The 25,021-nt window shown below is 40.1% G+C and carries 29 protein-coding genes; 24 read left to right on the top strand and 5 right to left on the bottom strand.

Annotation, left to right across the window (positions count from 1 at the left end):
- Position 1 precedes the first annotated feature (1 nt).
- Together DWV68_RS12915 and DWV68_RS12910 are read left to right on the top strand one after the other, a co-directional pair.
- Positions 2 to 1,699, top strand: a complete 1,698-nt coding sequence (locus tag DWV68_RS12915; RefSeq protein WP_117840880.1) for a sulfate adenylyltransferase subunit 1 — start codon at positions 2 to 4, stop codon at positions 1,697 to 1,699.
- Positions 1,700 to 1,793: 94 nt separating this feature from the next.
- Positions 1,794 to 2,039 (top strand): LacI family DNA-binding transcriptional regulator, encoded by a 246-nt coding sequence (locus tag DWV68_RS12910; protein WP_242988732.1) that lies wholly within the window; start codon positions 1,794 to 1,796, stop codon positions 2,037 to 2,039.
- A 287-nt stretch (positions 2,040 to 2,326) separates the two neighbouring features.
- Here DWV68_RS12910 and DWV68_RS12905 read toward each other — a convergent pair whose 3' ends face one another.
- Positions 2,327 to 2,995, bottom strand: coding sequence for a hypothetical protein (locus DWV68_RS12905; protein ID WP_008402220.1), 669 nt, complete (start codon positions 2,993 to 2,995; stop codon positions 2,327 to 2,329).
- 71 nt (positions 2,996 to 3,066) lie between these two features.
- Positions 3,067 to 3,831, bottom strand: coding sequence for a class I SAM-dependent methyltransferase (locus DWV68_RS12900; RefSeq protein WP_117699067.1), 765 nt, complete (start codon positions 3,829 to 3,831; stop codon positions 3,067 to 3,069).
- Between the two features lie 298 nt (positions 3,832 to 4,129).
- Between DWV68_RS12900 and DWV68_RS14590 the strand changes: the two genes are divergently transcribed.
- From DWV68_RS14590 to larE, 3 genes are all read left to right on the top strand, one after another.
- Positions 4,130 to 4,375 (top strand): hypothetical protein, encoded by a 246-nt coding sequence (locus tag DWV68_RS14590; protein WP_197420871.1) that lies wholly within the window; start codon positions 4,130 to 4,132, stop codon positions 4,373 to 4,375.
- 189 nt (positions 4,376 to 4,564) lie between these two features.
- Entirely contained in the window at positions 4,565 to 5,509 is a 945-nt protein-coding gene (locus DWV68_RS12890) for an Rpn family recombination-promoting nuclease/putative transposase (protein ID WP_117699068.1), read from the top strand.
- Between the two features lie 11 nt (positions 5,510 to 5,520).
- The gene (gene larE, locus DWV68_RS12885) at positions 5,521 to 6,354 is read left to right on the top strand and encodes an ATP-dependent sacrificial sulfur transferase LarE (RefSeq protein ID WP_118056823.1); all 834 of its coding nucleotides are present in this window, start codon (positions 5,521 to 5,523) and stop codon (positions 6,352 to 6,354) included.
- A 5-nt stretch (positions 6,355 to 6,359) separates the two neighbouring features.
- Here larE and DWV68_RS12880 read toward each other — a convergent pair whose 3' ends face one another.
- On the bottom strand, positions 6,360 to 7,118 hold the full coding sequence (locus DWV68_RS12880; RefSeq protein WP_117947607.1) for an ABC transporter ATP-binding protein: 759 nt from the start codon (positions 7,116 to 7,118) through the stop codon (positions 6,360 to 6,362).
- Complete coding sequence (locus tag DWV68_RS12875; protein WP_197420870.1) at positions 7,111 to 8,115, bottom strand: FecCD family ABC transporter permease; 1,005 nt, start codon at positions 8,113 to 8,115, stop codon at positions 7,111 to 7,113. The genes DWV68_RS12880 and DWV68_RS12875 overlap by 8 nt, the downstream gene beginning before the upstream one ends.
- Positions 8,116 to 8,404: 289 nt before the next feature.
- Between DWV68_RS12875 and DWV68_RS12870 the strand changes: the two genes are divergently transcribed.
- The 10 genes from DWV68_RS12870 to DWV68_RS12825 all read left to right on the top strand — a co-directional run bounded on the left by DWV68_RS12870 (position 8,405) and on the right by DWV68_RS12825 (position 17,278).
- A complete protein-coding gene (locus DWV68_RS12870; RefSeq protein ID WP_118056822.1) occupies positions 8,405 to 9,655 on the top strand; it encodes an O-acetylhomoserine aminocarboxypropyltransferase/cysteine synthase family protein in 1,251 nt (416 codons plus the stop codon).
- A gap of 16 nt (positions 9,656 to 9,671) precedes the next feature.
- On the top strand, positions 9,672 to 10,538 hold the full coding sequence (locus DWV68_RS12865) for a 4Fe-4S binding protein (RefSeq protein ID WP_022243151.1): 867 nt from the start codon (positions 9,672 to 9,674) through the stop codon (positions 10,536 to 10,538).
- Between the two features lie 77 nt (positions 10,539 to 10,615).
- Positions 10,616 to 10,867, top strand: a complete 252-nt coding sequence (locus DWV68_RS12860) for a sulfurtransferase TusA family protein (protein WP_242988730.1) — start codon at positions 10,616 to 10,618, stop codon at positions 10,865 to 10,867.
- Between the two features lie 21 nt (positions 10,868 to 10,888).
- Positions 10,889 to 11,212, top strand: coding sequence for a thioredoxin (gene trxA / locus DWV68_RS12855; RefSeq protein ID WP_022243149.1), 324 nt, complete (start codon positions 10,889 to 10,891; stop codon positions 11,210 to 11,212).
- Positions 11,213 to 11,241: 29 nt separating this feature from the next.
- A complete protein-coding gene (thiS, locus tag DWV68_RS12850; protein WP_022243148.1) occupies positions 11,242 to 11,463 on the top strand; it encodes a sulfur carrier protein ThiS in 222 nt (73 codons plus the stop codon).
- Positions 11,447 to 12,253 (top strand): HesA/MoeB/ThiF family protein, encoded by an 807-nt coding sequence (locus tag DWV68_RS12845; RefSeq protein ID WP_117699072.1) that lies wholly within the window; start codon positions 11,447 to 11,449, stop codon positions 12,251 to 12,253. Before thiS ends, DWV68_RS12845 begins: the two co-directional genes overlap by 17 nt.
- A gap of 60 nt (positions 12,254 to 12,313) precedes the next feature.
- Complete coding sequence (locus DWV68_RS12840; protein WP_118056821.1) at positions 12,314 to 12,724, top strand: M67 family metallopeptidase; 411 nt, start codon at positions 12,314 to 12,316, stop codon at positions 12,722 to 12,724.
- Positions 12,718 to 13,620 (top strand): NAD(P)/FAD-dependent oxidoreductase, encoded by a 903-nt coding sequence (locus DWV68_RS12835; RefSeq protein WP_022243145.1) that lies wholly within the window; start codon positions 12,718 to 12,720, stop codon positions 13,618 to 13,620. Before DWV68_RS12840 ends, DWV68_RS12835 begins: the two co-directional genes overlap by 7 nt.
- Positions 13,621 to 13,636: 16 nt before the next feature.
- Positions 13,637 to 14,572 carry a cysteine synthase A gene (cysK, locus tag DWV68_RS12830; RefSeq protein WP_117699075.1) on the top strand — a complete coding sequence of 312 codons (936 nt, stop codon included), beginning with the start codon at positions 13,637 to 13,639 and terminating at the stop codon, positions 14,570 to 14,572.
- A 78-nt stretch (positions 14,573 to 14,650) separates the two neighbouring features.
- Positions 14,651 to 17,278, top strand: coding sequence for an ATP-binding protein (locus DWV68_RS12825; RefSeq protein WP_118638985.1), 2,628 nt, complete (start codon positions 14,651 to 14,653; stop codon positions 17,276 to 17,278).
- A 77-nt stretch (positions 17,279 to 17,355) separates the two neighbouring features.
- On the opposite strand, the gene DWV68_RS12820 is transcribed toward DWV68_RS12825, so the two are convergent.
- Positions 17,356 to 17,685, bottom strand: coding sequence for a winged helix-turn-helix transcriptional regulator (locus tag DWV68_RS12820; RefSeq protein ID WP_118638986.1), 330 nt, complete (start codon positions 17,683 to 17,685; stop codon positions 17,356 to 17,358).
- Positions 17,686 to 17,885: 200 nt separating this feature from the next.
- Here DWV68_RS12820 and acgA point away from each other — a divergent pair, with 200 nt between their 5' ends.
- The 9 genes from acgA to DWV68_RS12775 form a co-directional block, all read left to right on the top strand.
- Entirely contained in the window at positions 17,886 to 18,080 is a 195-nt protein-coding gene (acgA, locus tag DWV68_RS12815) for an ACGX-repeat peptide (RefSeq protein ID WP_118665983.1), read from the top strand.
- Positions 18,081 to 18,109: 29 nt separating this feature from the next.
- The gene (gene acgM, locus DWV68_RS12810) at positions 18,110 to 19,171 is read left to right on the top strand and encodes a radical SAM/SPASM domain protein, ACGX system (protein WP_118665981.1); all 1,062 of its coding nucleotides are present in this window, start codon (positions 18,110 to 18,112) and stop codon (positions 19,169 to 19,171) included.
- Between the two features lie 43 nt (positions 19,172 to 19,214).
- Positions 19,215 to 19,829, top strand: coding sequence for a 4Fe-4S binding protein (locus DWV68_RS12805; RefSeq protein WP_118665979.1), 615 nt, complete (start codon positions 19,215 to 19,217; stop codon positions 19,827 to 19,829).
- Between the two features lies 1 nt (position 19,830).
- Positions 19,831 to 20,613 (top strand): protein-ADP-ribose hydrolase, encoded by a 783-nt coding sequence (locus DWV68_RS12800; RefSeq protein WP_118665977.1) that lies wholly within the window; start codon positions 19,831 to 19,833, stop codon positions 20,611 to 20,613.
- 28 nt (positions 20,614 to 20,641) lie between these two features.
- Positions 20,642 to 21,565, top strand: a complete 924-nt coding sequence (locus tag DWV68_RS12795; RefSeq protein WP_118665975.1) for an SIR2 family NAD-dependent protein deacylase — start codon at positions 20,642 to 20,644, stop codon at positions 21,563 to 21,565.
- Positions 21,566 to 21,802: 237 nt separating this feature from the next.
- Positions 21,803 to 22,120 carry a GNAT family N-acetyltransferase gene (locus tag DWV68_RS12790; protein ID WP_330419944.1) on the top strand — a complete coding sequence of 106 codons (318 nt, stop codon included), beginning with the start codon at positions 21,803 to 21,805 and terminating at the stop codon, positions 22,118 to 22,120.
- Between the two features lie 163 nt (positions 22,121 to 22,283).
- Complete coding sequence (locus DWV68_RS12785; RefSeq protein WP_118665973.1) at positions 22,284 to 22,808, top strand: restriction endonuclease subunit S; 525 nt, start codon at positions 22,284 to 22,286, stop codon at positions 22,806 to 22,808.
- A gap of 4 nt (positions 22,809 to 22,812) precedes the next feature.
- Positions 22,813 to 24,408 carry a type I restriction-modification system subunit M gene (locus DWV68_RS12780; protein WP_118665971.1) on the top strand — a complete coding sequence of 532 codons (1,596 nt, stop codon included), beginning with the start codon at positions 22,813 to 22,815 and terminating at the stop codon, positions 24,406 to 24,408.
- A gap of 2 nt (positions 24,409 to 24,410) precedes the next feature.
- Positions 24,411 to 25,021 (top strand): restriction endonuclease subunit S (locus DWV68_RS12775; RefSeq protein ID WP_197420868.1); only part of this gene is annotated, 611 nt, incomplete at its 3' end.

The raw sequence follows: 25,021 nt of genomic DNA, 5'->3' as shown, positions 1-25,021 counted from the left end.
GATGAGTGGATTATTAAAATTTATTACATGCGGTAGTGTGGATGACGGAAAGTCCACTTTGATTGGACACATTCTTTATGATGCAAAGCTTTTGTATACAGACCAGGAAAAAGCACTGGAATTAGATTCCAAAGTAGGAAGCCGCGGTGGAGCAATTGACTATTCTCTTCTGTTGGACGGACTGATGGCAGAGCGTGAGCAGGGTATTACCATTGACGTAGCATACCGTTATTTTACAACAGACAACAGAAGCTTTATCGTAGCAGATACACCGGGTCATGAAGAGTACACCAGAAACATGGCGGTTGGTGCATCCTTTGCAGACCTTGCAGTTATCTTAATTGATGCAAAACAAGGGGTACTGGTACAGACCAGAAGACATGCCAGAATCTGTGCATTAATGGGAATCAAGTTCTTTGTATTTGCAGTAAACAAAATGGATCTGGTAGACTACAGCGAAGAGCGTTTCAAAGAAATCGAAGCACAGATTAAAGAATTAGCAGACGAACTGAAGTTAGAGAGCATTTACATTATTCCGGTTTCTGCAACAGAAGGTGATAATGTAACAACCAAATCCGATAAAATTAGCTGGTACAAGGGAGAGGCATTGCTTCCATACCTTGAAAAAGTAGATGTAACAGAGAAGAAGCAGGAAGAGGGCTTCTATATGCCGGTACAGAGAGTGTGCCGTCCGGACCATACTTTCCGTGGATTCCAGGGACAGATTGAATCCGGTGAAGTAAAAGTCGGAGACGAAATCGTTACCCTGCCAAGCAATGAGCGTGCGCATATCAAGAGCATTTTAGTAGGAGATAAAGACAGCCAGAGTGCCTTTATGGGACAGCCGGTTACACTGCAGCTTGATAAAGAAGTAGACGTATCCAGAGGCTGTGTCATTGCATCCGGCAATAACCTGCCAATCAGCAAATCCTTTACAGCAACCATTCTCTGGATGGATGATGAGGAGCTGACACCGGGAACCGATTATCTGGTAAAACTTGGAACCAAGCAGATTCCTGGTATCTTAAAGAACATTCAGTATAAGATTGATGTAAATACCGGTGAATTTATTCCGGCAGGACAGCTTAAGAAAAATGAGATTGCAGTCTGTGACCTTGATTTGCAGGAGCCGGTTGTCATCGATGAATTCAAAAAGCATAAGACTTTAGGAGAGCTGATTCTGATTGACCGTATTTCCAATATGACTTCTGCCTGCGGTGTAGTAGAAGATGCTGCCGTAGATGAGAGCAAGGATTTAAAAGCAGCTTTCGTATATGGAAGCCTTAAGGGAAATGGAGACATTTTCGAAGAGTTCTATTATAACCTTGAGAGTATGACGATTGCCAAGGTACGTCCGGTTCAGAAGACCTATACCATTGGAGATGAAATTCCGGTAAGCGGAGAGAGCTATCAGTATCCGGATGACTTCGATATTGTCATCTTAAGAGAAAGAATCTTTGTACAGGTTCGTGGACGCAAGGTAGAAAAGATTGCACCGCTGGCAGAATACCAGTACAGCAATGTTCCGGTTATCAACGGAAGAGGCTTTGCCGTTGCCATTACATCTGCACAGGATGCACAGGCATTCTTAGACGATCTGGCTGCAGCAGGTGAAAAACCATCCAGTGACTTCTTCAATAAGTGGCTGCATTTTGAAACATATCGTAAGATTATTTTCAAGGATGAAATCTGGTTATAGGAAATTAGTTGTAAAAAAAATAAGTCATAAAAATAGCTGGGAATACGCTTTTTGCGGTTCCTCATAAAAAATGCGGGATACAGGAGGGATTAATATGTCGATTAAGAAAATTGCGGCGATAGCAGGCGTTTCAACAGCCACTGTATCCCGTGTTTTGAATAATCCGGATTACAAATGTTCATCGGAAGGGCTGCGGGAGAAAATCTGGCAGATAGCAAGAGAGATGAACTATATGCCAAACGAGGCAGCCAGGAATCTGAAAATGGGTAAGAGTACTACAAAAGACACGATGTATTACCTTGATATTTTAATGACACGGACGGGAAATAATCAGGAATAGTGACGGCTTAATTATACCTGGAAAATGTGAGCCCCAGGTGTTAAAGAAGCTGTCTTCCTACTATAAAGTAACTCCCTTTTTACAAAAGTGTGTCTGATGCATAATTCCTTATAATTATTCGCTTTTTCTACTTTTATACATTTTATATTCATTTTCCATAATGTGGAGCTTATTTTTTGATAAGTTGTCGTGCAATTTATTAGAATGGAATTTTTGAAAGAGCCAGCATCTTGAATGGGCTGACTCTTTCAATGTCATCTGTAATTGACAAACTGGAATTTGACTAATTATTGTGTTTTAATGATTCTATAAACTACCCCCAATTGAGCAGGGTATGTTTCTTGAATCATTCCATTAAACCATATTGTAACGATATCTCCCACCTGAACATCTTCCGCTAAATTTTCTGCCGATACATAATACTCTCCATCATTCATCTGACAAAAGCCTTCAGCTGTACTCACATGCGTTACAAGAAGTTCTCCATCATCGGTAATTTCTTTTACTTTTGCATTAAAATTGATAACCTCTATTGGAATAGACGTATCATCTTTTTCAATATCTCTAAATATGATTCGTTCGTCATCAATGACTACTATGAGCTGACCTTCAGAACTCCTTTGATAATGATATCCGCTTCCGAAATTTGATTGATTATTTTCAGATGGTAACTCTGTCCCTGCCACTGTTGACACAATTTCTCCATCCATTGTTCCACAACCAGGCATTGACGCTACATATCCTGTGTCTTTATATATAACACCATCAACCATAACACATGGAGGATATGAGCCAGTATCTGCTATTTGCTCATTTTGTACTACATCATCATTTTCTTTATTTTCTGTTTCTACGGACACATTTCCAGACACAGGTTCTTTATTTTCTTGATTCGTTCCACATCCAGCCATTCCCAGCACCATACATAATACAAGCAGATAGATTACTTTTTTCATAATACATGCCTCCTTAACTTATATTTTTTAACTCTATAAACTGAAAGTTTCTTTTTCTTGATAAATGGGGATTAGTTTTCCTTTTTTCCAATCAGCAATAACCACCTATGGTCAAAGCATATTTGTCCCTCCTTGATATAGGGATTAAAACCTGTTTTATCTCCACCATTCAAATCGTATTCCATTTTATCAATAATATCTTTTTGAATATCCTCTGGTGTACTTGTCAAATCCATCCAACTTTGTAGATTTACAGGAACAAGTGTTGTTTCTTCAAGCTGAAGCTCAAAAGCATCCTCAAACAATGCTTCAAATTCTTCTCTGCTAAGTATTCTTGTATGTGAGTTATCACGCATCGTTTCAATAGCGTCATTAGTTTCACGCAATTCTTCTGTAGTCGCTACCATATCCCAAATAACAAGTTTTCCACCTTTTTTCAAAACTCGTTGCATCTCCCGAAAAGGCTTTTCAGGCTCAACAAAATGGTGCAATGAAAGTCTTGTAATCACAAGGTCAAATGTTTCATCTTCAAAAGGTAAGCATTCCGCATTCCCCGATACAAATGATATGTTCTGAATACCTTCTTGCTTTGCCAGTTTTTTTCCCTGCTCCAACATTGCTTCTGTCAAATCCAAACAAGTAATGTCCTTAACATAAGGAGCCACTGCTCTTCCACATATACAGGTTCCAGCAGCAACCTCCAATGCATGTTCATTGCCCCTTGCCTGAATACTACGAATCAAATAATCGGTATATTCTGCCTTAGACATATGATATGAAGCAAATTTCTCTGCTTGTGTACCAAATGATTTTTTCACTTCATTATAGTTATTCATAAACTTTTACCTCGCTGTAAACTTCCGATTTGTATAACAGTAGTCTAACACATGTTGTTTAAAAATACTACAGCCAAGCTAATGTCTGTAATTTGCCCTAAAATTTCATTTTATGGAATTTGGACTACTTGATTTTCTAATTGCATACGCAATTCATGAAATGCATAATTATACTGTTGATACATCGGACACACAAATGTAAATAGGGACTAAAGTAATTGTTTCAGTAAATCGTAATTCTACCAATTATCAAGTAGATGAGGTCATCTGTGATGAAAGAAGAATTGCAGCAAAGGCATTGGAATATCTGATTTCTTTAGGACACCGTAAGATTGGCTATGCAGTCATGGAGAAGCTGATTCAGGGTGAGAATCCGCCAACAGCCATATACTGTGCCAATGACCTGATCGCCATTGGTATGTTAAAGTACATGTGCGCAAACGTTTACATGGAAAATGACAAAAATGAGAAGAAAATAGTTACAAAAACAGAAAAAATGTTTTATCTTTGTAAAGATTATATAAATTCTATTAAATTAGATTAAAATATTCCGCAGAGTACTTGTGCTCTTCGGAATATTTTTGCTATTATACTTAAGTAAAATCAGTTCATAATAATATTCGATATTCATCTATTATGCAGGCGTGTTGAACTGCCTGTATTCGTGATAATCTTATATTCATATTTTCAGAATCTTTTTATCCAAAATATTTATTTAACAGGGGGAAAATACTTGGCAGATAAGGATTTGGCAGAAAAATATCTGGAATCATTTTCGGATGTTTTTGCTGACATATATAATGTATTACTTTTTCGAAAGGAGATTCTTTTGGAAGAAGGATTGGAAGAGGGACCAACAGAAAGCATCTATAAGGTGGAAGAAAACAATCTTCGGAATCAGTTTCGGGATACTGTGAAATTATATAAGAATGGGTTATACAAAGTGGCATCTTTTGGGATTGAAAATGAAAGTCGGATAGACAAAAATATGCCCATCCGGATTATGGGGTATGATTATGCTGTGTATCGGGCGCAGATTGACCGTGGGGAAGAACGAAAATATCCGGCAATTACGATTGTTTTAAATTTCAGTGATACAGAATGGAAAAGTCCGAATGCGCTATTTGACATTTTAGATGTTTCTCCGGAACTAAGACCGTATGTAAATGATTATAAAATATTTGTTTTTAATATTGCATTTTTGCCGGAGAAAGTCCGAAAAGAGTTTAAGAGCGATTTTAAAATTGTAGCAGATTTTTTTGCAGAAAAACGTCTTGGAAGATATAATCCCAAGGAACATCCGGAGGCAATCTGCCATGTAGAAGCGGTTTTGAATCTACTTCGGGTGTTTACAAATGATAAAACCTATGTCAAAATAGAGAAAACAGTAGCAGAACGTGTGAAGGCAGGAGAGGTGATTACAATGTGTACGTTTGCAGAAGAGATGACCAACAAGGGAATAGAGATTGGTGAAGCGCAGGGCATCAAGATTGGTGAAGCGCAGGGCATTAAGATTGGCGAAGCAAAAGGAATTAAAATTGGTGAAGCCCGTGGAATTGCCAGAGAAAAAATCAGTGTTGCAAGAAACCTTTTAGACCTTCTGACAGATGAAGTAATTGCAGAAAAGGTCGGACTGGAGCTTGCTACGGTAAAAGAACTCAGAGAAGAAGTGAAGTAGAGGCATAAGAAATGGATAAAATAGCAGCGCCAACTCCGGAACAGTTAAAAAAGCAGGAAGCGTTAAAACAATATTTTGAAAAATTAGGCAGCGTGGCAGTTGCATTCTCAAGTGGTGTGGATTCCACCTATCTTTTGAAAGTGGCGCATGATGTATTGGGAGAGCGGGCAATTGCAGTAACTGCGTCCTCCTGTTCATTTCCAAAGAGAGAGTTAGGGGAAGCAGAAGCATTTTGCCGGAAAGAAAATATAAGACATTTTATTACAGAATCGGAAGAACTTGAAATCGAAGGATTTGCACAGAATCCTAAGAACCGCTGTTATCTTTGCAAGCATGAATTATTTGAAAAGATATTAAAGATTGCAGAAGAAAAGAAAATAGCTTATGTGGCGGAAGGCTCTAACCTTGATGATAACGGAGATTATCGTCCGGGATTAAAAGCAGTGGCAGAGCTTGGAATAAAAAGTCCGCTCAGAGACTGTGGTTTTACCAAGCAGGATATTCGTGTTCTTTCGAAGGCATTGAATCTTCCAACCTGGGAAAAGCAGTCCTTTGCCTGTCTGTCATCCCGGTTTGTCTATGGAGAGACCATATCCGAAGAGAAACTTACAATGGTGGATAAAGCGGAACAATTATTATTGGATTTAGGTTTTCATCAGGTGAGGGTAAGAATTCATGGAATGATGGCAAGAATTGAGATTGAGCCGGAAGAATTTTCGAAGCTGATGGAAAAGGAGAATCGGGAGAGAATTGCAAAAGCTTTCCGGGAATATGGATTTACCTATGTAACCTTAGACCTTTGCGGTTACCGGATGGGAAGTATGAATGAAACATTGGAAAAGTAAGGAACTTACTCAAAGAAGTAGTAAGTTCCTTCCGCATCAGAGAACGTCTTAAGTGAAGTATGAAATACTTTATTTAAGACGTTTTTTTGTACGCATTCATCCGGAGTGCCCTGAAAGCAGATGGCACCGGATTCCATGACGATAAGTTTGTCTGAAATAGTAAGTGCCTTGGCAAGGTCGTGCAGCACCAAAAGAATTGTTTTTCCCTGTGCTTTTAAGATTGGAAGCATCCGGTAGAAATTATTCTGGCTTTCCAAGTCTAAGAAGGTAGTCGGTTCATCCAAAATAATCGTATCGCAGTTCTGGGCTAAAGTCATGGCAAAGAAGACACGCTGTCTTATCCCACCGGAAAGAGTGTCAGTTGCAACGTTGCGGTAATCCGTAATATGGGTAAATTCCATGGCATCTTCCACCAGTTTGCGGTCTTCTTTGGTGAGGCGTCTGGAGAAGCCAAGATATGGAAAACGTCCATGCTCCACTAAGGTATGAACCGGAAGAGCAGGAATCACTTCACGAATCTGCGGTAAAAATGCAATTTTCTGGGCACGAAGGTGTCCATTCATATGATAAATATCTTCGCCATCTAATGTGATAGAGCCGTTAAAAAGCTGGCTGGATTTATTTAATACGGAAATCAGTGTTGTTTTGCCACAGCCATTTGGCCCTACGATGGTTGTGATGCTGCCGGTAGGAATTTCAACGGACAGATTTTTAATCAGAGGCACCTTGTGGTAGCCAATGGAAACGGAATCAAATTTAAGCATGGACTCTGCGGCCTCCTTTCTTTCCTAATAAAAGATATAAGAAAAACGGTCCGCCAACAAAAGAAAGAATAATGCCGGCAGGAAGTTCATATGGTGCGGCAATAACACGTCCAAGGGTGTCACAGAAGAGGACGAAACTTGCACCTAAGAGAGCACAAAGGGGAACTAAAAGCCGCAGATCATTGCCAAAGAGCCGTCTTGCAATATGAGGAACAATCAGCCCGACGAAGCTTAAAAGTCCTGCATAGCTTACCACACAGCCTGCCAGTATACTGGAAAGCATCAATAACAGGAAACGGAGCAGCGATACCGGAATGCCAAGGGAGCGGGCAACATCTTCTCCAAGACTCAGAACATTCATGTGGCTTCCAAAAAAGCAGGAGAGAATAACCGCAATGACAATGGCAATGCCGGGAGCCAACAGCGTTTTGGTGGTGACATCAGAAAGAGAACCAATCATAAAGGTAGTGAGGTTTAAGGTGATATCATCACTTAATAATTTTACCGTATTGATTCCGGCACTTAAAAAAGAAGAAACGGTAATTCCGGCAAGAATAATAGTAGTACGTTTGCTGTCTGCCATATACGCCAGTGCAAAAATAAGAAGTGTTGTCAGAAAGGCACCTGCAAATGCAAAGATGGCATTATGGGCTGCACGGCCCTGGAAGAGGGCAAGCCCAATCATAACGGCAAATCCGGCTCCGGAATTGACACCGATGGTATTCGGACTGGCAAGGGAATTATTCATAACAGTCTGTAAGATAACTCCGGCGCAGGATAAACCCATGCCGGCAGCAATGGCACCAAACATCCGTGGAATTCTGATATGAAAAAGTAACAGACCTGTGACAGAAGTCCGGTCATTTTGAATCAGACAGGATAAAATCTCTTTTGGATTTAATAAAACACTGCCGAAAAAAAGACTTGCCAACATCATAAGAAGCAGCAGGAAAAACATTCCGGCAAAAGATAAAATGATTTTTTTTCTCGTGTACATAGGAAATCCTTTCCGTTATTCCAGAAATATGTATTGTGTTTCCTGAAAAGTATTGTTGCAACAAAGAATGAGCCTTGGCACGTTCTCGCGCCTGCGGCGGTCGCTTGCGTGAATAAAATAACATATTCGGAGAGAAATAACAATGCTCTGATAAATTAGTATTGACAAATTAGAAAAATATAGTAAAATATAATTCATACAAAACCAATAGGAATAATCGTAAATAGATTTCCTAAGGCAGTTCAAAGTATTTAGTGCACGATAAGACGTGCAGGAATTGGAGCGTAAGATGAAGTTTAATACCGCATTATTACATGGAGATTTTCAAGGAGAACCGAATACAGGTGCAACAACAACTCCGATTTATCAATCCAGTGCATTTGCACATGAGTCGGCAGAGAAGCTAGAAAAGATTTTTCATAACCAGGCACCGGGATATTCCTATACGAGAATCAGTAATCCTACGGTAGATGCATTTGAAAAAAGAGTAACGGCGTTAGAGGGTGGCGTAGCAAGCGTTGCCTGTGCATCAGGAATGGCAGCACTCTACAATGCATTTTGTAATATCCTTCGTTCCGGCGATGAAATCGTATCCAGTGCCAGTCTCTATGGCGGCAGCATTGATTTATTCCGTGACTTAGAGGCATTTGGTATCACAACACATTATGTGGAAAACAATGACCTGGCTGCATTTGAAGCAAAGACCAATGAACATACCCGTCTTTACTTTGCAGAGACCATTGGTAATCCAAGACTTGATGTGACAGATATTACGGCACTTGCAAATCTGGCACATGAGCATCAGGTACCGCTCATTATAGATAATACGGTTGCTACTGCATTCTTAGTGAAGCCGCTTTCCCTAGGAGCGGATATTGTAATGAATTCTTCCTCTAAATACATCAATGGTCACAGCAATTCCATCAGCGGAATTATTACGGACAGCGGCAGATTTAAGTGGGATGTGGAAAAATATCCGGGCATGGCAGACTTTAAGAAGTTTGGACCATTTGCCTATACTGCCAAGCTTCGGAATGGACTGTTCCGCAACACAGGAGCCTGTCTGTCTCCGCAGAATGCATTTTATAACTGCATCGGGTTAGAGACACTGGGAATCCGGATGGAGCGTATCTGTGACAATGCAGCAGAACTGGCAAGGTTTTTTGTAAGAGAATATCCGGATGTAACAGTCAATTATCCGGGATTGGAGAGCAGTCCATGGCATGAAATCGCAAAGAAACAGTTTAAGGACCGTTTTGGTGGAATCTTAACCATACGGACCGGAAGCAAGAAACGGGCATTTGAAATAATCAATGCATTAAAGCTTCCGCTGATTATTTCCAATATCGGAGATACGAAAACATTAGTGATTCATCCGGAATCTACATTAAATGTACACAGTACCCCGGAAGAAAAAAGAGACGCCGGAGTATTTGATGATTTGATCCGCATCAGTGTCGGAATTGAAGATATCGAAGATTTAATCGAAGACTTCAGACAGGCAATGGATCAGAGCAGACCAGAGAAAAGCAAAGAGTAAATGGAGGAAGCAGACAATGGCAAAAATTGATTATGCGGCATTGAAAAAAGGCGGATTTATGCGCCAGAAACAGAAAGGATTCTTTTCTTTAAGAATTCAGGTAGTTGGAGGAAACCTGACAGCAGAAAATATTAAAGCAGTAGCAGATGTGGCAGAAAAATATGGAAAAGGCTATGTTCATATGACTTCCAGACAGGGCATTGAGATTCCATTTATTAACTTTGAAGATATAGAAGAGGTTCGTGCAAAGTTAGCAGACGGTGGTGTAAAACCTGGTGTATGTGGACCGAGAGTCCGTACCGTTACCGCATGTCAGGGCTCTGAAATCTGCCCGAGCGGATGTATCGATACCTATAGCCTGGCAAAGAAATTAGATGAGCATTACTTCGGAAGAGAGCTTCCACACAAATTCAAATTTGGTGTTACCGGATGTCAGAACAACTGTCTTAAGGCAGAAGAAAATGATATCGGTGTAAAAGGTGGTATGGAAGTAAGCTGGGTAGCAGATAAATGTATCAATTGTGGTGTCTGTGAAAAGGCGTGCCGTGAAGATGCTATCAAATGTACCGGAACAGAAGTTACCATTGATTATGATAAATGTACCAACTGCGGCCGTTGTGTAAAATCCTGCCCGACAGATGCATGGGAAGGAAAGAGCGGATATATTGTATCCTTTGGTGGATTATTTGGAAATCATATTTACAAAGGAGAACAGTTACTTCCGCTGATTACCGATGAAGAGACATTATTCCGTGTGACTGATGCAGCCATTGGATTCTTTGAAGAGCATGCAAATCCGGGTGAGCGTTTCCGTTTACTTTTACAGCGCGTAGGAGAAGATGAATTCCGCAAAGTAATCCGCAATGCATTTGAAGAAAAATAGAGTTGCCGGAAGCAGCAGAAAAAGAAAAAATCGGAATGGAAATTCAAAATAAAAATTATTATATGAGGAGAAATAAGATGGAAATCGAAGGAATCAAGATTGATGATACAGTAGATATTACCGATAAAGTGTGCCCGCTTACTTTTGTAAAGGCAAAGGTTGCAATTGATGAGTTAGAGGATGGCGAAGTCATTGCAATCCGTATGAATGACGGCGAGCCGGTACAGAATGTACCACGCAGTATTAAAGAAGAAGGACATCAGATTTTAAAACTGGTTAATAACGAAGATGGAACCTATAACCTCATTGTAAAGAAGGTTGAGGACTAAACATCTGGAAGGGAGAAAGAAATGGCAGAACGCGTAACAAAAGACACTTTTGAAGAAAAAGTATTGAAGAGCAGCCTCCCGGTGCTGATTGATTTTTACTCAGACAGTTGTGTTCCGTGCAAGAAAATGTCACCGGTCATTGGTGCTATCGCAGACGAACAGACAGAAAAATTAAATGTCTATAAAGTAAATACCAACTTTGATTCAGAACTGGCAGAAAAATACAGTGTAATGTCTGTACCAACCATTGTACTCTTCAAGGATGGCGAAGAAATTGCCCGTAAGAGTGGTGCAGAGAAAAAAGCGGTACTTGAGGAGTGGATTACCCAGTCCCTTGACAAATAAAAATAAAGAAAAGTGAGAGGAAGGAAATTATGCAGATTACAGTAGCAGGCGAAAAGAAAGAAGTAAAAGACGGATTAACACTTCCGGAATTAATTGAGCAGGAAAATGTAGAGACACCGGAATATGTAACCGTATCCATTAACGATGAATTTATAGAAACAGAAGCAAAGGCAACAACCGTTCTTAAGGATGGTGATAATGTAGAATTCCTTTACTTCATGGGAGGTGGAAGCTATGGCATTAACGGATGAGCAGATTGAACGTTATTCCAGACATATCATTTTAAAAGAAGTTGGCGCTAAGGGTCAGAAAAAACTTTTAAATGCAAAAGTTTTAATCATCGGAGCAGGCGGACTTGGAGCACCGGCAGCAATGTATCTTGGAGCAGCAGGTGTAGGTACCATCGGAATTGCAGATGCAGATGAAGTAGATTTAAGTAACCTTCAGAGACAGATTATTCATCAGACAGCAGATGTTGGCAAAGCAAAAGTGCAGTCTGCAAAAGAGACCATTAATGCAATGAACCCGGATGTAGAAGTCCGTACATATCGTGAATTCATTACCAGTGAAAATATCATGGACATCATTGCAGATTATGATTTTATCATTGACGGAACCGATAACTTCCCGGCAAAATTCTTAATTAACGATGCCTGTGTTATGGCAAAGAAACCATTTTCCCATGCAGGAATCATCCGTTTCAAAGGTCAGTTAATGACCTATGTTCCGGGAGAGGGACCATGTTACCGTTGTGTATTTAAGAATCCACCACCAAAGGATGCCGTACCGACCTGTAAGCAGGCTGGTGTTATCGGCGCAATGGGTGGTGTCATCGGAAGCCTTCAGGCAATGGAAGCAATCAAATACATCCTTGGAGTAGGAGATCTGCTGACCGGTCAGTTATTGACCTATGATGCAATTAAGCAGGAATTCCACAAGATTAAGCTTCCTTGGAATGGCAAGGGATGTGCCGTTTGTGGAGAACATCCGACCATAACAGAGCTGATTGATTATGAACAGGCAGAATGTACAGATAAATAAATGTATCAGTAAATAAATGTTATCAGATACATAACCCATGAAACATAGAAAGAGGATAGCATGATTTCATTAAAAAAAGCAGATTATGAAAAAATACTGGCACATGCCAAAAGCTGTGTACCAGAAGAGGCTTGCGGACTGATTGCAGGAACCAAAGACGGAGAGGATAAGGTGGTAGAAAAGGTATATCTGTTGACCAATATCGACCATTCCAATGAGCATTTTACACTGGATCCGAAAGAGCAGTTAGCAGCCGTAAAGGATATGCGTGCCAATGGTCTCATGCCTTTAGGCAACTGGCACTCCCATCCGGAATCTCCTTCAAGACCATCCGAAGAAGATAAGCGTCTTGCATATGACAGTAAAGCAAGCTATATGATTCTTTCTCTGATGGAACCGGAACAGCCGGTACTCAATTCATTTCATATTGAAGGCGACGAATCAACAAAGGAAGATCTGGTAATATGTTAGATGTAGTTATCATTGGAAGTGGGCCGGCAGGTTTAAGTGCGGCAATCTATGCTAAGCGGGCAAACCTCGATGCAGTTGTACTGGAAAAAGAATATCTTGGAACCGGACAGATTGCATACAGCAGCCGGGTAGATAATTACCCGGGACTGCCGGGCAAAGACGGTTATTCTTTAGGAGAGGCATTCTTAGAGCATGCCGAAGGACTTGGAGTAACCATTGAAGAGGCAGAGGTTACAGCCATTACAAAAAAAGAGCAAAGCTTTGTCATTTCCTGTGAAGATGGAAAGAACATAGAAGCGAAAACCGTAGTCTATGCGGCAGGCTGTCAGAACCGCAGATTAGGGGTGCCGGGAGAAGAAAAGCTGCTGGCAAAAGGAGTTTCTTTTTGTGCAGTCTGTGACGGTGCCTTTTATAAGGGAAAGAAAGCTGCAGTCATCGGTGGTGGAGATACCGCATTGGATGATGCATTGTATTTATCCGATATCTGCGAACAGGTATATCTCATTCACCGGAGAGCAGAATTCCGTGGAGCAGAGAAGACAAAAAAGAAATTAGAAGAGCTTTCCAATGTAACGATACTTACCAATACGAGAGTACAGGAAATCACCGGGGAAGATAAAGTAGATGGTATTATTTTAGATAACGGTGGGACAATAGCTGTAGATGGTGTTTTTGAAGCGGTTGGAATGATTCCAAATACGGAATTATTAAAGAACCTTGACGTTCTCGATGAGAAAGGCTATGTGATTGCAGGAGAAGACTGCAGTAGCAGTCTTGCGGGACTGTTCGTGGCAGGAGATGTGCGGACGAAAAGCCTGCGTCAGGTAGTCACAGCAGTTGCAGATGGTGCAGTGGCAATTCAGTCTGCAACCGGATATATCAAAGGAATGGAATAGAAAGAAGGAAACGTGTGTGAAAGGAATAGTGGACAGTGCTTCGGAACTGATTGGAAAGACGCCGATGCTCTATCTTCATAATTATATGAAAGAGGCAGGTGTAGAGGATGCGGCAATCATTGCCAAGCTGGAGTATTTTAATCCGGCAGGTTCGGTAAAAGACCGAGTGGCACTTGCCATGATTGAAGATGCAGAGAGAAAGGGAAAATTAAAGCCGGGAGCTACGATTATCGAGCCAACTTCCGGTAATACGGGAATCGGACTTGCTTCTGTGGCGGCTGCAAAAGGGTATCATGCAATTTTAACATTGCCGGAAACCATGACGGTAGAACGTCGGAATCTTCTGCAGGCGTATGGAGCGCATATTGTGCTGACCTCCGGGTATAAGGGAATGAAGGGTGCAATCGAAAAAGCAGAAGAACTTCATAAAGAGATTCCAGGTTCAATTATTTTAGGACAGTTTGAAAATCCGGCAAATCCAAAAGCCCATGAAGAAACCACAGGACCGGAAATCTGGGAACAGACAGAAGGCAGCGTTGATATTTTTGTGGCAGGAGTCGGAACAGGTGGAACCATAACCGGAGTTGGAAAATATCTGAAAAAGCAGAAGAAGTCCGTACACATTGTTGCAGTAGAACCTGCAACCAGTCCGGTTCTTTCACAGGGAAAAGTCGGACCTCATAAAATTCAGGGAATCGGTGCCGGATTTATTCCGGATACACTGGATACTTCTGTTTATGATGAGATTATTCCAATCAAAAATGATGATGCCTTTGAAGAAGGAAGAGCATTTGCCCGCAGCGAGGGAATTCTTGTGGGAATCAGTGCAGGAGCTGCATTAAAGGCAGCTGTTGAGCTGGCAAAAAGGAAAGAAAATAAAGGAAAGAACATTGTGGTGCTTCTTCCGGATTCCGGGGACCGCTATTTATCTACTCCTTTATTTGCAAAATAAAATCAGTGGAAAAGCATCAGGCATTCCGCTATAATATGGTAAAAGAGTCAAAAAGACTTTTACGAAAGGAAAAGAAGTATGTTCTATTTTCTTGTGTCGGTAAATATTATAGCGCTTATCCTGATGCTTTTTATGTTGGCAGTCTGCCTTCATAAAAAGCTCTCCAAAGCACAGCTTGCATTTATTATTTATGATATTTTTACCATGCTGTTTGTGGTGGGAGTTCATCTGGAACTGGTGCATTCGGATACCGTTGGTGAGGCACTTGCGGGGCTGTGTATCCAGTATGTGGGACAGGCAGGCTTTCTGATGGCATTTTTATGGTTTGCATCCGAATTTGGCAGATTAAAAATTCCAAAGTTTATTTATTTTATTCAGGCAGTAATTAATACAATTGTTTTGACAGGAGTATTTACGGCAGAATATCATCCATATTTTTATAAAACAATGCGGATATTGAAAGATGGCATATATCACCGGATTGAAGTTATACCCGGAATCATCTGGAAACTGCATTATATACATCTGGGAACGGTAATACTTGCGGTATTTATTTTGTGTATCATGCGTTACGGGGAGAGTTCACCGATTCATAAAAAGCGGATTATTTATATGATAGCAGGTGTGGGAACTTTTGCACTGGAATTAATCTTAAAGGGTCTGGGTGTATTTGGCAGTTATAATCCGGTAGTCATTGCCATGACAATTATGATGTTCTGCATGATGATGGCAATGATTCGTTATGGATATTTTGGCTCTCTGCAGGCTGCGGTGGATAATGCATTTAATCATGGAAAAGAAGGCCTGATTATCCTGGATGCAGAAAATAAAATTATTTCCGTCAATCAGCGTATGAAGGAACTTTTCCCGGAAATAAAGGTAGGAAGTGCCGCAAGCAGGCAAAAAGAAATCCTGCAGGCACTGACAAACCGGGAAAGGCTGTTGCATAAAAATGACCGCATCTATGAACTTCGTATGGAAGATATTGTGGAAAATGGTGAGAAGGATGGCTGCATGCTCTGGTTTATCGACCAGACAGAAAACTTGGAAATGATGCAGAGACTCCGTAGTGCGGATGAAGCGAAGACCAGATTTTTAATGAAAGTGAGCCATGAGCTGCGGACTCCGATGCATACGATACTTGGTATGAATGAAGTGATTTCAGAAGAAACATCAGAAGAAAAAATCCGTAGTTATACCAGAGAAATTGCATCTGCCGGTGACAGTATGGTTGCACTGATAGAAGAAGTGTTAGATGCTTCACGGTTAGAAAGTGGTACGCTTCAGATAAAGAAGGATGCATTTGCTTTAGAAGAGGTTATCAATGACGCAGCAGCCCAGATGAGACCACAGGCAGAGAAGAAATCTTTAAGCTTCCGGCTGCGGATGGAGGAACCATTATTAAAACCAGGAAAACATTTCTATGGAGACAAGGCACATATCCGTCAGATTATCATTAATCTTCTGGAAAATGCGTTGAAATACACAGATGAAGGCTTTGTGGAGCTGGGTGTAGAAAAAGCGGTGGAAAATGGAGATACCTTTTTAAAGATAACTGTGACTGACAGTGGAATCGGAATAGGAAAAGAAGAGCAGGATAAAATCTTTGAAATCTTTGAACGGGGCAATAATGCCAGAAACAGCAGAAAAGACGGAATCGGTCTCGGACTGGATATTGCAAGACAACTGGCAGAGGCTATGGGTGGAAGTCTCAGCCTGATTAGTGAAGTGACAAAGGGAAGTACCTTTACGGTTCGGATTCCGTGGGTAGAAGTATCGGAAAAACATCATTTTACAAAACAGAGTGCGAAAAGTATGAATGCGGATTACAGCAGCTTTACCATTCTTGCGGTAGATGATAATGAGCAGAATCTGATGGTATTAGAACATCTTTTACATAAGACAAAGGTTAAAATGGAAACCGTGATGGATGGAAATACTGCCGTTCAAAAATGTGAAGAGAAAACATATGATTTACTTCTTTTAGACCATATGATGCCAAAGCCGGATGGCATAGAGACGCTGCACCTCATCCGTGCAGATGAGAAAGGACGAAATCATTATACGCAGGCAGTGGCATTTACCGCTAATGCAACAGCTGGTGCAAAAGAACTGTACAAAAACGAAGGATTTGCAGAGTATATTACCAAACCGGTAAAACCGGGCACACTGGAGATTATGCTGCAGAAATATCTTAGGGATTATCTGCCGGAAGAAAATATGGTTTTCCAGGGAAACATGGATGATACAAAGGTAACAAAGCTAAGAGGCTTATTACATTATCTTGAGAAGAATGGAATTGCAGCAGAAGAAGGCTTATCCTATGCGGATGGAGATGAACAGTTCTATAAAGAATTGTTAGGCATCTTTGTAAAAGAAAAAGAGAAGAAGCAGCATCATTTAGAGAAAGCGTTCCAATCTCTTAAGGTAAATCATGTAGTAACAATGAAAGAAGCTGCAACTATCATAGATTCAGAAGCTGCAACAGATATAGAAATGATGAACAAATTATGGAAAACATTCGTAACCCAGTCCCATGGATTAAAGGGTGAAGCCTGGGGCATCGGAGCCAGAACGCTTGGAGATTTCTTTTACCAGCTGGAGTGTGCCGGAAAAGAAAAAAACATCGAAAAGATAGAGCATTTTTATCCGAAAGCCATGGAAGAGTGGCAGCAGGTAGTAGATGCTATTCAAAGAGTATTATAAGAAAAGCACGTCGCTTGAAATACAAAATGGGTGAAGCCCAAAAGTGTATTTTAACGGCGTGCTTTTTCTTATCTATTTCAGTAAAGAAAGGTCGCTTTATAATTGTCTCCCCATTCCTGCATGGCAGTAAGAATCGGACGCATGGATTCGCCGAGGTCACTGAGTGCATATTCTACACGCGGCGGAACTTCCGGGTAAACAGTTCTTGTAATAATTCCATCCTCTTCCATGGCACGTAAGCTGTCTGTTAAAACCTTCTGGCTGATTCCTTCCAAATTCTTTTTCAATTCATTAAATCTCCAGGGTCTTTCTAAAAGATTTCTTATAATTAATAGTTTCCATTTGCTGCCGATTAACTGGACCGTGGTAGCAACCGGACATTCCGGTAATTCGTCTTTTGTCAACATCTGTATTCCCTCCATTTGTTCAAATTGTGATATTAGATTCAAAAATAATGTAACATATAAATCTGCATGTGTATAGTGGTTACAAAAAGGTGCCTATGTAATAAAAAAGTGCGTACTTTTTTAGTGGAAAAACTCTTGCTATGATAAGTCTGCAACAAGGAAATTGCCGAAAAATAAAAGAATCAGAGGAGGAAACAAAAATGGCATTATCAAATCTTTTTGGATGGAACAACAAAGTGTACGCAAAGACAAGTACAGCGTGTGGAACAGCCTGTGGAGCAGCAGACAAACCAGAGGAGAAACCGGCAGCGTGTGGAACAGCCTGTGGAGCAGCAGACAAACCAGAGGAGAAACCGGCAGCGTGCGGAACAGCTTGTGGTGCATCTGATAAATAAGAAAGATTAGGAAAGAAGGGCAGGATAGGATGAGTCAGTATTTTTCGTTTCAATGGCATATTACAGATGAGTGTGACCAGCGTTGTAAACATTGTTATATTTTTTCGGGAGACGGATGTAAGGAATTAAAAAGCATGACATTCGGCCAGATGCGTGAAGTGGTAGCAAATTGCGAAGACTTCTGCAAGGTTTATAACCGGGTACCATATTTTTATATCACCGGAGGAGATCCTATCCTTCACCCGGATTTCTGGAAGCTGCTGGTATTGCTGAAAAGCAAAAATATTCCATTTACATTAATGGGAAATCCTTTTCATTTAAATGATGAAATCTGCAGAATGTTAAAGGTGTGCGGCTGCGAGAAATACCAGATGTCTTTGGATGGAATGCAAAAGACACACGACTGGTTCCGCAAACCGGGCAGCTTTGACTTGACACTGGAAAAGGTTGGCTGCCTTAACCGGGCAGGAATCAAAAGCATTATTATGAGCACCGTATCAAAGACTAATTTAAAGGAAATTCCGGATATTATTGATGCGGTAGTAAAAGCGAAAGTTAAGGTATATGCATTTTCCCGCTATGTCTCAACTGGCGGAGAGGTAGACAGCAATCTGACTCCACAGGAGTATAGAGATTTACTGGAAATCTGTGATGCGAAATATAAAGCATATGAGGCGGCGGGATGTGAGACCTATTTTAATAGAAAAGACCATCTGTGGACATTATACGAATATGAAAACGGTCAGTTCAAATTGCCACAGAATGCAGTGGACGGAATGATTTATGGAGGCTGCAACTGTGGAAACTGTCATATTACAATATCTTCAAACGGAGATGTGATGGCATGCAGAAGAGTGATGGACAGCAAGGTGGCAAATATATTCGAAGACCGGCTGGCAGATGTCTGGCTCTGCCAGATGGAGAAATACCGGGACTATGATAAATTTGTAAAATGCAGTAAATGCGAACTGAAAGCATGGTGCAGAGGCTGTCCGGCTGTTGCAAACGGAGCAGCTGGAAATTTCTATGGAGCAGATCCACAGTGCTGGAAGACAAGAAATGAGATTACCGGGGAGGTGCTATCATGTTAATGGATATCATCAAATCGTGATAATAAAATAGAGGTGACAGAAAATGGATTTGGCAACATGTTTAAAGAAAATGCAGTTAGTAGGTGTGCTGGCATTTGCAACGGTGGATACAGATGGAGCACCACAGATTCGAAATATCAGTGCGATACATTATGAAGAAGATGCAATTTACTTTTTTACAGCAAGAGGGAAAAATTTCTGCAGGGAGCTTCAACAGGATGGCAGAGTGCAGATTCTTTGTTATACCAGATATAAGGAAATGATTCGGATGTCCGGAAAAGCTTATGCAGTGGCGGAGAGCGAACAGGAAAAATTGCGGGATATTATTTTTGAAGAACAGCCTTATCTTGGCAATGTATATCCGGGCGATACCAGAAATATCGGAATTGTTTTCTGCATCGACAGAGCAGAAATAGAATATTTTAATCTGGGTGTTAATCCCATATTCCGGGAGACATATCAATTGGGAAATGCTGGAATAGAAGAAAAGGGATATTACATAACGGATGCCTGCATCGGATGTGGTACCTGTCAGAGCAGTTGTCCGCAACGCTGTATCACAGAAGGCGAGCCATTTACAATACAGCAGAATCATTGCTTGCACTGCGGAAGCTGTTATGAAAATTGTCCGGTGCAGGCAATTGAAAGAAGAGGATAGCATGAATCAGTCAGAGAGAAGACGTTATTTAATCGAAAGATTGTTAGAAGAGCGGAAGGGATATTGGAAAGAAGATAAGACCATGCAGATTCCAGCCGGAAAAGAAGAACAGAAAACACTGCTCCGGTCACTGATGAATGTCAGAATGCCATCTGCTATAGATGAAGAGTTTTTGCACATACAGGATGCTTATTTGCAGCAGGCAAATGCCGAAAAGGGAATCGTGACATTTTCTGAAATGGAAGAATTAGAGCCGGAGCTTTATCTTTACAAGGGAGACATTACGAGACTTAAGGTGGGTGCCATTGTAAATGCTGCCAACAGCGGAATGACAGGCTGTTACCAGCCCTGCCATAACTGCATTGACAACTGTATCCATACTTATGCGGGAGTCCAGCTGCGGTTAGCATGTGCGAAGCTGATGCAAAGACAGGGACATGAAGAACCAACCGGTCAGGCGAAGCTTACATCTGCCTATAATCTTCCCTGTGAATATGTGATTCACACAGTAGGACCGATTGTAAGTGGCAGGCTTACAAAGAAACATGAGGAACTTCTTTCTTCCTGCTATCAGTCCTGTCTGGAAGCAGCCGATGAAAAGAACTTAGAGTCCATTGCCTTCTGTTGCATTTCTACCGGTGTATTTATGTTTCCAAATGAGCGGGCGGCTGAGATTGCAGTGGAAATGGTGAAAGCATATAAAAAGAGAACCGGAAGCCGGATAAAAGTAGTCTTTAATGTTTTTAAGAATTATGATGAAGCGTTTTACAGAGACCTGTTGTAAGTGAGAAAAATTAAGTTAAGGAGTACACATGAAAATAACGTTTGAAAACTTCCTTTGCGGAATACCGGCAAGGGATTATATCACTCAGGATATTCCATATCAGGAACAGATAAATGAAGCTGGAAAGATGTTAAAGGATGCCGATTATGTTCTGATTGGTGCGGGAGCCGGAATGAGCACGGCAGCAGGTGCACAGTATGGCGGCAGCTTTTTTGAAGAAAATTTTGGAGAATTCCAGAAAAAGTATGGAAAAGGACCTTATATGCAGGATATGTATTCGGCAAGTTTTTATCCGTATCCGGATGAAGAAAGCTATTGGGGCTACTGGTCGAAGCAGGCACTGCTCGGTGGAATGGAACTGGATGTGACACCACTTCATAAGTGTTTATTAGAGGCTTTTTCTGATAAAAATATATTTGTATTAAGCACCAATGCAGATGGGCAGTTTGTGAAAGCCGGACTGCCGGAAGAGAAAATATTCTGTACCCAGGGAGACTATTTTCATATCCAGTGCAGGCGGGGCTGCCATAATAAGATTTATGATGCAAGAAAGCTTTTTTTCCAGATGAATCAGGCGAGAAGAGACTGTAAGATTCCATCCTACATGGTGCCGAAATGTCCGGTCTGTGGCGGACCGATGGATATGAATCTCAGAAAAGACGGGCATTTTGTGCAGGATGAGGCATGGTATCATGCGGAAAAACTTTTCTCGGAATATCTTAGCGAAGCGGTGCATAAGAAACTTGTATTATTGGAACTTGGCGTTGGATTTAATACGCCGACCATCATCCGTTTCCCATTTGAAAAGCTGGTGCGGGAGCATGGAAATATAAGTCTGATAAGATTAAATCTTGGAGAAGCGGTCGTGCCGGAAAGCTTTGGAAAACGGGCAGTGGGCATTGATGCGGACATGGCAGGAAGTATCCGGGATATTGCTGCCAGTTGTAAATAAGAATGATTGAAATATGATTGATGAACGGCGAATGCTGTTCATGATATCATGCTTGAAAAAGGCGCAGGAAATTTGGTTTGTTTCATAAAAAACAGAGAGGATAAATGCATGAATATATTTGAACTGAAGGAGAGAACACCAAAGAGAATCGAACAATTATTAGCGGTCTAGGAGCAGTCTGTCCGGGCAACCCATTTATTTCTCTCTGACGAAGAAATCAATCAGATTAAAGCGTATGTGCTGCAGGCATTAAGTGATGTTGCCCATTTGGTCATTGCTGAGAGCAAATCCGGTGAGATAGCAGCTTTTTTAGGAACAGAACACAAGCGTCTGGAAATGCTTTTCTTAGCACCAGAGGAAAGAGGCAAGGGACCAGGCAGACAGTTACTTCAATATGGAATTGAAAACTATGATATAAATGAAGTCACAGTAAATGAGCAGAATCCTAAAGCGGTTGGCTTCTATGAACACATGGGATTTGAAATATATAAAAGAACAGATTTTGATGAAGAAGGGAATCCGTATCCACTGTTATATATGAAGTTGAAAAAGTGAAAAGTTTGAAGTCCCACAAAATGGACTAGAAATATAGTATATTGGAGTCGTGAGTAATCACGACTCTTTATTTGTAATTTAATTAAATTACATATTGACAAAGAATGACAATGTGTTATTATTATAAATGTAATTTAACTAAATTACGGAAAGGAGAAGGGAGATGGAGGTAAAAAAATTAAGTGATATCATTAATTTTACTTTAGGTAAAAATCCTACAAGGCTAAAAGAACAAGAAGTATGTTTATATTTGCCAGAAGATTTTGAAAATGACTTATATTGTATGAGTGAATATGATGGTAAAGCAGAATGCATTATTAATCTTATTAAATCGAAAGCAGCGCCAATATCGGCGAAGAATAAGGATAAATGTATAACATCAAATTTTTTGAAATGTGAGTTTGATGAGCAAATACTGGATAAATGGTATTTTTGTTATCAGTTTAATGAAGGAAAAGATTTTGAACAACAGATTATGATGGTTCATCAGGGAACAACACTTAGTGTAAAAAAGTTAAATGTAAAAACGATTGGAGAATTAAAAATAAGATTGCCAGATTTAGAGAAGCAGAGAAAAATTGGAGAATTGTATCGACAGTCTTTAATACAAAATCGGTTAATGTTAAAGCAGATGGAGAAAATTAAGAAATTTACACTTACAATAATAAGGAAGATTGAGGAGGATTGAAAAAATGGCAGAGGGTAAAGATTTATTACAGGTATTATGGAGTGGGGCTGATGTGCTCCGAGGAAAAATGGATGCGAATGAGTATAAGACATATTTACTGGGACTTGTTTTTTATAAGTATTTATCAGATTCGTATCTGGTAAAAGCATACGATTTATTAAATGATGAGACACCAGATGATCTGCAAGAGGCACAGAAACAATATGAAGAAGTAATGGAAACGGATGATGCAGAAGATTTGTTACAAGAGTTAAAACATTCAATGCATTATACATTAGATCCTAATATGACATATGTAAGTATGTTAAACGATGCAAAGGCAAATACTTTTAATAGGGAAAAATTACAGGCTGCATTTAATCGAATTCAAGAGTCGGATGAATTGTTTCATGGATTATTTGCAGATGTAGATTTATATTCTAATAGACTTGGAACTGGAGATCAGAAACAGAGCACTACAATAGCAGAAGTAATTAAGGTTCTTGATGGAGCAGATTTGATTCATGCAAAAGGTGATGTTCTTGGAAATGCTTATGAGTATTTGATTGGACAGTTTGCTTCAGAGACAGGAAAAAAAGCAGGAGAATTTTATACTCCTCATGGACCAGCACAAATTCTTTGTAGAATTGCAATGACAGGACAGGAAGAAAAAAAGGGACTTCAGGTATATGACCCGTGTATGGGTTCTGGTTCTCTGATGCTTAGTTGCAGGAATTATTCAAAGGAGCCAGATTATATTAAATATTATGGACAGGAACTTATGCCATCAACTTATAATCTGGCAAGAATGAATATGTTTCTTCATGGAGTACTTCCAGAAAATCAGCATTTGAGAAATGGAGATACTTTGGATGCAGATTGGCCAACAGATGAAGAAACAGAGTTTGATGTGGTTACTATGAATCCGCCATATTCAGCTAAATGGTCGGCAGCTGAAGGATTTAAGCAGGATGAAAGATTTATGGATTACGGCGGCAAGCTTGCCCCAAAATCAAAAGCAGATTATGCATTCCTATTACATGGTTTCTATCATTTGAAGCAGACCGGCACAATGGCAATTGTACTTCCTCACGGAGTATTGTTTAGAGGGGCAGCAGAGGGAAGTATTAGAGAAACATTACTTAGGAATGGATCTATTTATGCAGTAATTGGTTTGCCGTCAAACATGTTTTATAATACTTCTATTCCAACGTGTATTGTAGTTCTGAAAAAGCACAGAGAGGGAAGAGATGTACTTTTTATTGACGCATCTAATCTTTTTGAAAAAGAAAAGAAACAAAATGTGATGAATGAGGAACACATTGATAGAGTTCTTGAATTGTATAAGGATAGAAAGAATGTTGATAAAGTTGCATATTTGGCATCTTATGAGGACATAAAAGCAAATGATTTCAATCTTAACATTCCTAGATATGTTGATACAAGTGAGGAAGAAGAGGAGATAGATTTGCGGGCACTTACGGGAAGTATTAAAGAAACTAATAAAGCAATTAAGGAAAGTAATGAAGCATTGCTTTCCATGTTAGGAGAACTTACCTTTAATTCTTCAGAAACAGAAGCAGCTGTTAAGGAATTTGTTGAAATATTTAAGGAGGTGTAGAAATGGGTAATACACCTAATATTAGATTTAAGGGTTTTACGGATGATTGGGAACAGCGTAAGTTGGGAGATATCATAACTGAATATAAAGAGACTGTTGATTCGGATTGCACATTACCAATTCTTACTTCATCCAAAACAGAGGGCGTAATACTGCAAGAAGAGCATTTTGGAAGAAAGCAACAGCATGATATTACCGGGTACAATATACTACCAAGAAATTACTGTACTTATCGAAATAGAAGTGACGGAGTAGACTTTACATTTAATATCAACAAATGCTGTGATAAAGGGATTATTAGTAAATTTTATCCCGTTTTTAGTGGCAAAAATAGTGATGTTTTCTTCCTCTCATTGGTATTGAATAATAGCGAAGAAGTTGTACGTGAAATAGCATATACATGTACAGGAACAGGACAGAAGGTACTGTCATTTCTCGATTTGCAAAAGATGAAGGTTAGGGTACCCAATTTTGATGAGCAAAAAGAAATTGCAGCATATTTTGAAAGCCTCGACCACATCATCACTCTTCATCAGCGTAAGTGTGATGAAACAAAAAAATTGAAGAAATATATGTTACAAAAAATGTTTCCACAAAAAAATGAGAAAAAACC

Source organism: Roseburia sp. AF12-17LB (genome assembly GCF_003479605.1).
Taxonomy (GTDB): Bacteria; Bacillota; Clostridia; order Lachnospirales; family Lachnospiraceae; genus Roseburia_C; species Roseburia_C amylophila.
Note: the sequence above shows the minus strand (reverse complement) of the source record. Positions and strands in the feature narration are given on the sequence as shown.

What these genes read in the sequence shown, in the direction of transcription:
- DWV68_RS12805 (WP_118665979.1), top strand. Translation starts at nt 19,215, where the DNA reads ATGGATTTGGCAACATGTTTAAAGAAAATGCAGTTAGTAGGTGTGCTG.
- DWV68_RS12825 (WP_118638985.1), top strand. Translation starts at nt 14,651, where the DNA reads ATGTTCTATTTTCTTGTGTCGGTAAATATTATAGCGCTTATCCTGATG.
- thiS (WP_022243148.1), top strand. Translation starts at nt 11,242, where the DNA reads ATGCAGATTACAGTAGCAGGCGAAAAGAAAGAAGTAAAAGACGGATTA.
- DWV68_RS12905 (WP_008402220.1), bottom strand. Translation starts at nt 2,995, where the DNA reads ATGAAAAAAGTAATCTATCTGCTTGTATTATGTATGGTGCTGGGAATG.
- DWV68_RS12785 (WP_118665973.1), top strand. Translation starts at nt 22,284, where the DNA reads ATGGAGGTAAAAAAATTAAGTGATATCATTAATTTTACTTTAGGTAAA.
- DWV68_RS12845 (WP_117699072.1), top strand. Translation starts at nt 11,447, where the DNA reads ATGGCATTAACGGATGAGCAGATTGAACGTTATTCCAGACATATCATT.
- DWV68_RS12820 (WP_118638986.1), bottom strand. Translation starts at nt 17,685, where the DNA reads ATGTTGACAAAAGACGAATTACCGGAATGTCCGGTTGCTACCACGGTC.
- DWV68_RS12780 (WP_118665971.1), top strand. Translation starts at nt 22,813, where the DNA reads ATGGCAGAGGGTAAAGATTTATTACAGGTATTATGGAGTGGGGCTGAT.
- larE (WP_118056823.1), top strand. Translation starts at nt 5,521, where the DNA reads ATGGATAAAATAGCAGCGCCAACTCCGGAACAGTTAAAAAAGCAGGAA.
- trxA (WP_022243149.1), top strand. Translation starts at nt 10,889, where the DNA reads ATGGCAGAACGCGTAACAAAAGACACTTTTGAAGAAAAAGTATTGAAG.
- DWV68_RS12875 (WP_197420870.1), bottom strand. Translation starts at nt 8,115, where the DNA reads ATGTACACGAGAAAAAAAATCATTTTATCTTTTGCCGGAATGTTTTTC.
- DWV68_RS12910 (WP_242988732.1), top strand. Translation starts at nt 1,794, where the DNA reads ATGTCGATTAAGAAAATTGCGGCGATAGCAGGCGTTTCAACAGCCACT.
- acgM (WP_118665981.1), top strand. Translation starts at nt 18,110, where the DNA reads ATGAGTCAGTATTTTTCGTTTCAATGGCATATTACAGATGAGTGTGAC.
- DWV68_RS12870 (WP_118056822.1), top strand. Translation starts at nt 8,405, where the DNA reads ATGAAGTTTAATACCGCATTATTACATGGAGATTTTCAAGGAGAACCG.
- DWV68_RS12860 (WP_242988730.1), top strand. Translation starts at nt 10,616, where the DNA reads ATGGAAATCGAAGGAATCAAGATTGATGATACAGTAGATATTACCGAT.
- DWV68_RS12800 (WP_118665977.1), top strand. Translation starts at nt 19,831, where the DNA reads ATGAATCAGTCAGAGAGAAGACGTTATTTAATCGAAAGATTGTTAGAA.
- DWV68_RS12835 (WP_022243145.1), top strand. Translation starts at nt 12,718, where the DNA reads ATGTTAGATGTAGTTATCATTGGAAGTGGGCCGGCAGGTTTAAGTGCG.
- DWV68_RS12865 (WP_022243151.1), top strand. Translation starts at nt 9,672, where the DNA reads ATGGCAAAAATTGATTATGCGGCATTGAAAAAAGGCGGATTTATGCGC.
- acgA (WP_118665983.1), top strand. Translation starts at nt 17,886, where the DNA reads ATGGCATTATCAAATCTTTTTGGATGGAACAACAAAGTGTACGCAAAG.
- DWV68_RS12900 (WP_117699067.1), bottom strand. Translation starts at nt 3,831, where the DNA reads ATGAATAACTATAATGAAGTGAAAAAATCATTTGGTACACAAGCAGAG.
- DWV68_RS12915 (WP_117840880.1), top strand. Translation starts at nt 2, where the DNA reads ATGAGTGGATTATTAAAATTTATTACATGCGGTAGTGTGGATGACGGA.
- DWV68_RS12795 (WP_118665975.1), top strand. Translation starts at nt 20,642, where the DNA reads ATGAAAATAACGTTTGAAAACTTCCTTTGCGGAATACCGGCAAGGGAT.
- DWV68_RS12840 (WP_118056821.1), top strand. Translation starts at nt 12,314, where the DNA reads ATGATTTCATTAAAAAAAGCAGATTATGAAAAAATACTGGCACATGCC.
- DWV68_RS12880 (WP_117947607.1), bottom strand. Translation starts at nt 7,118, where the DNA reads ATGCTTAAATTTGATTCCGTTTCCATTGGCTACCACAAGGTGCCTCTG.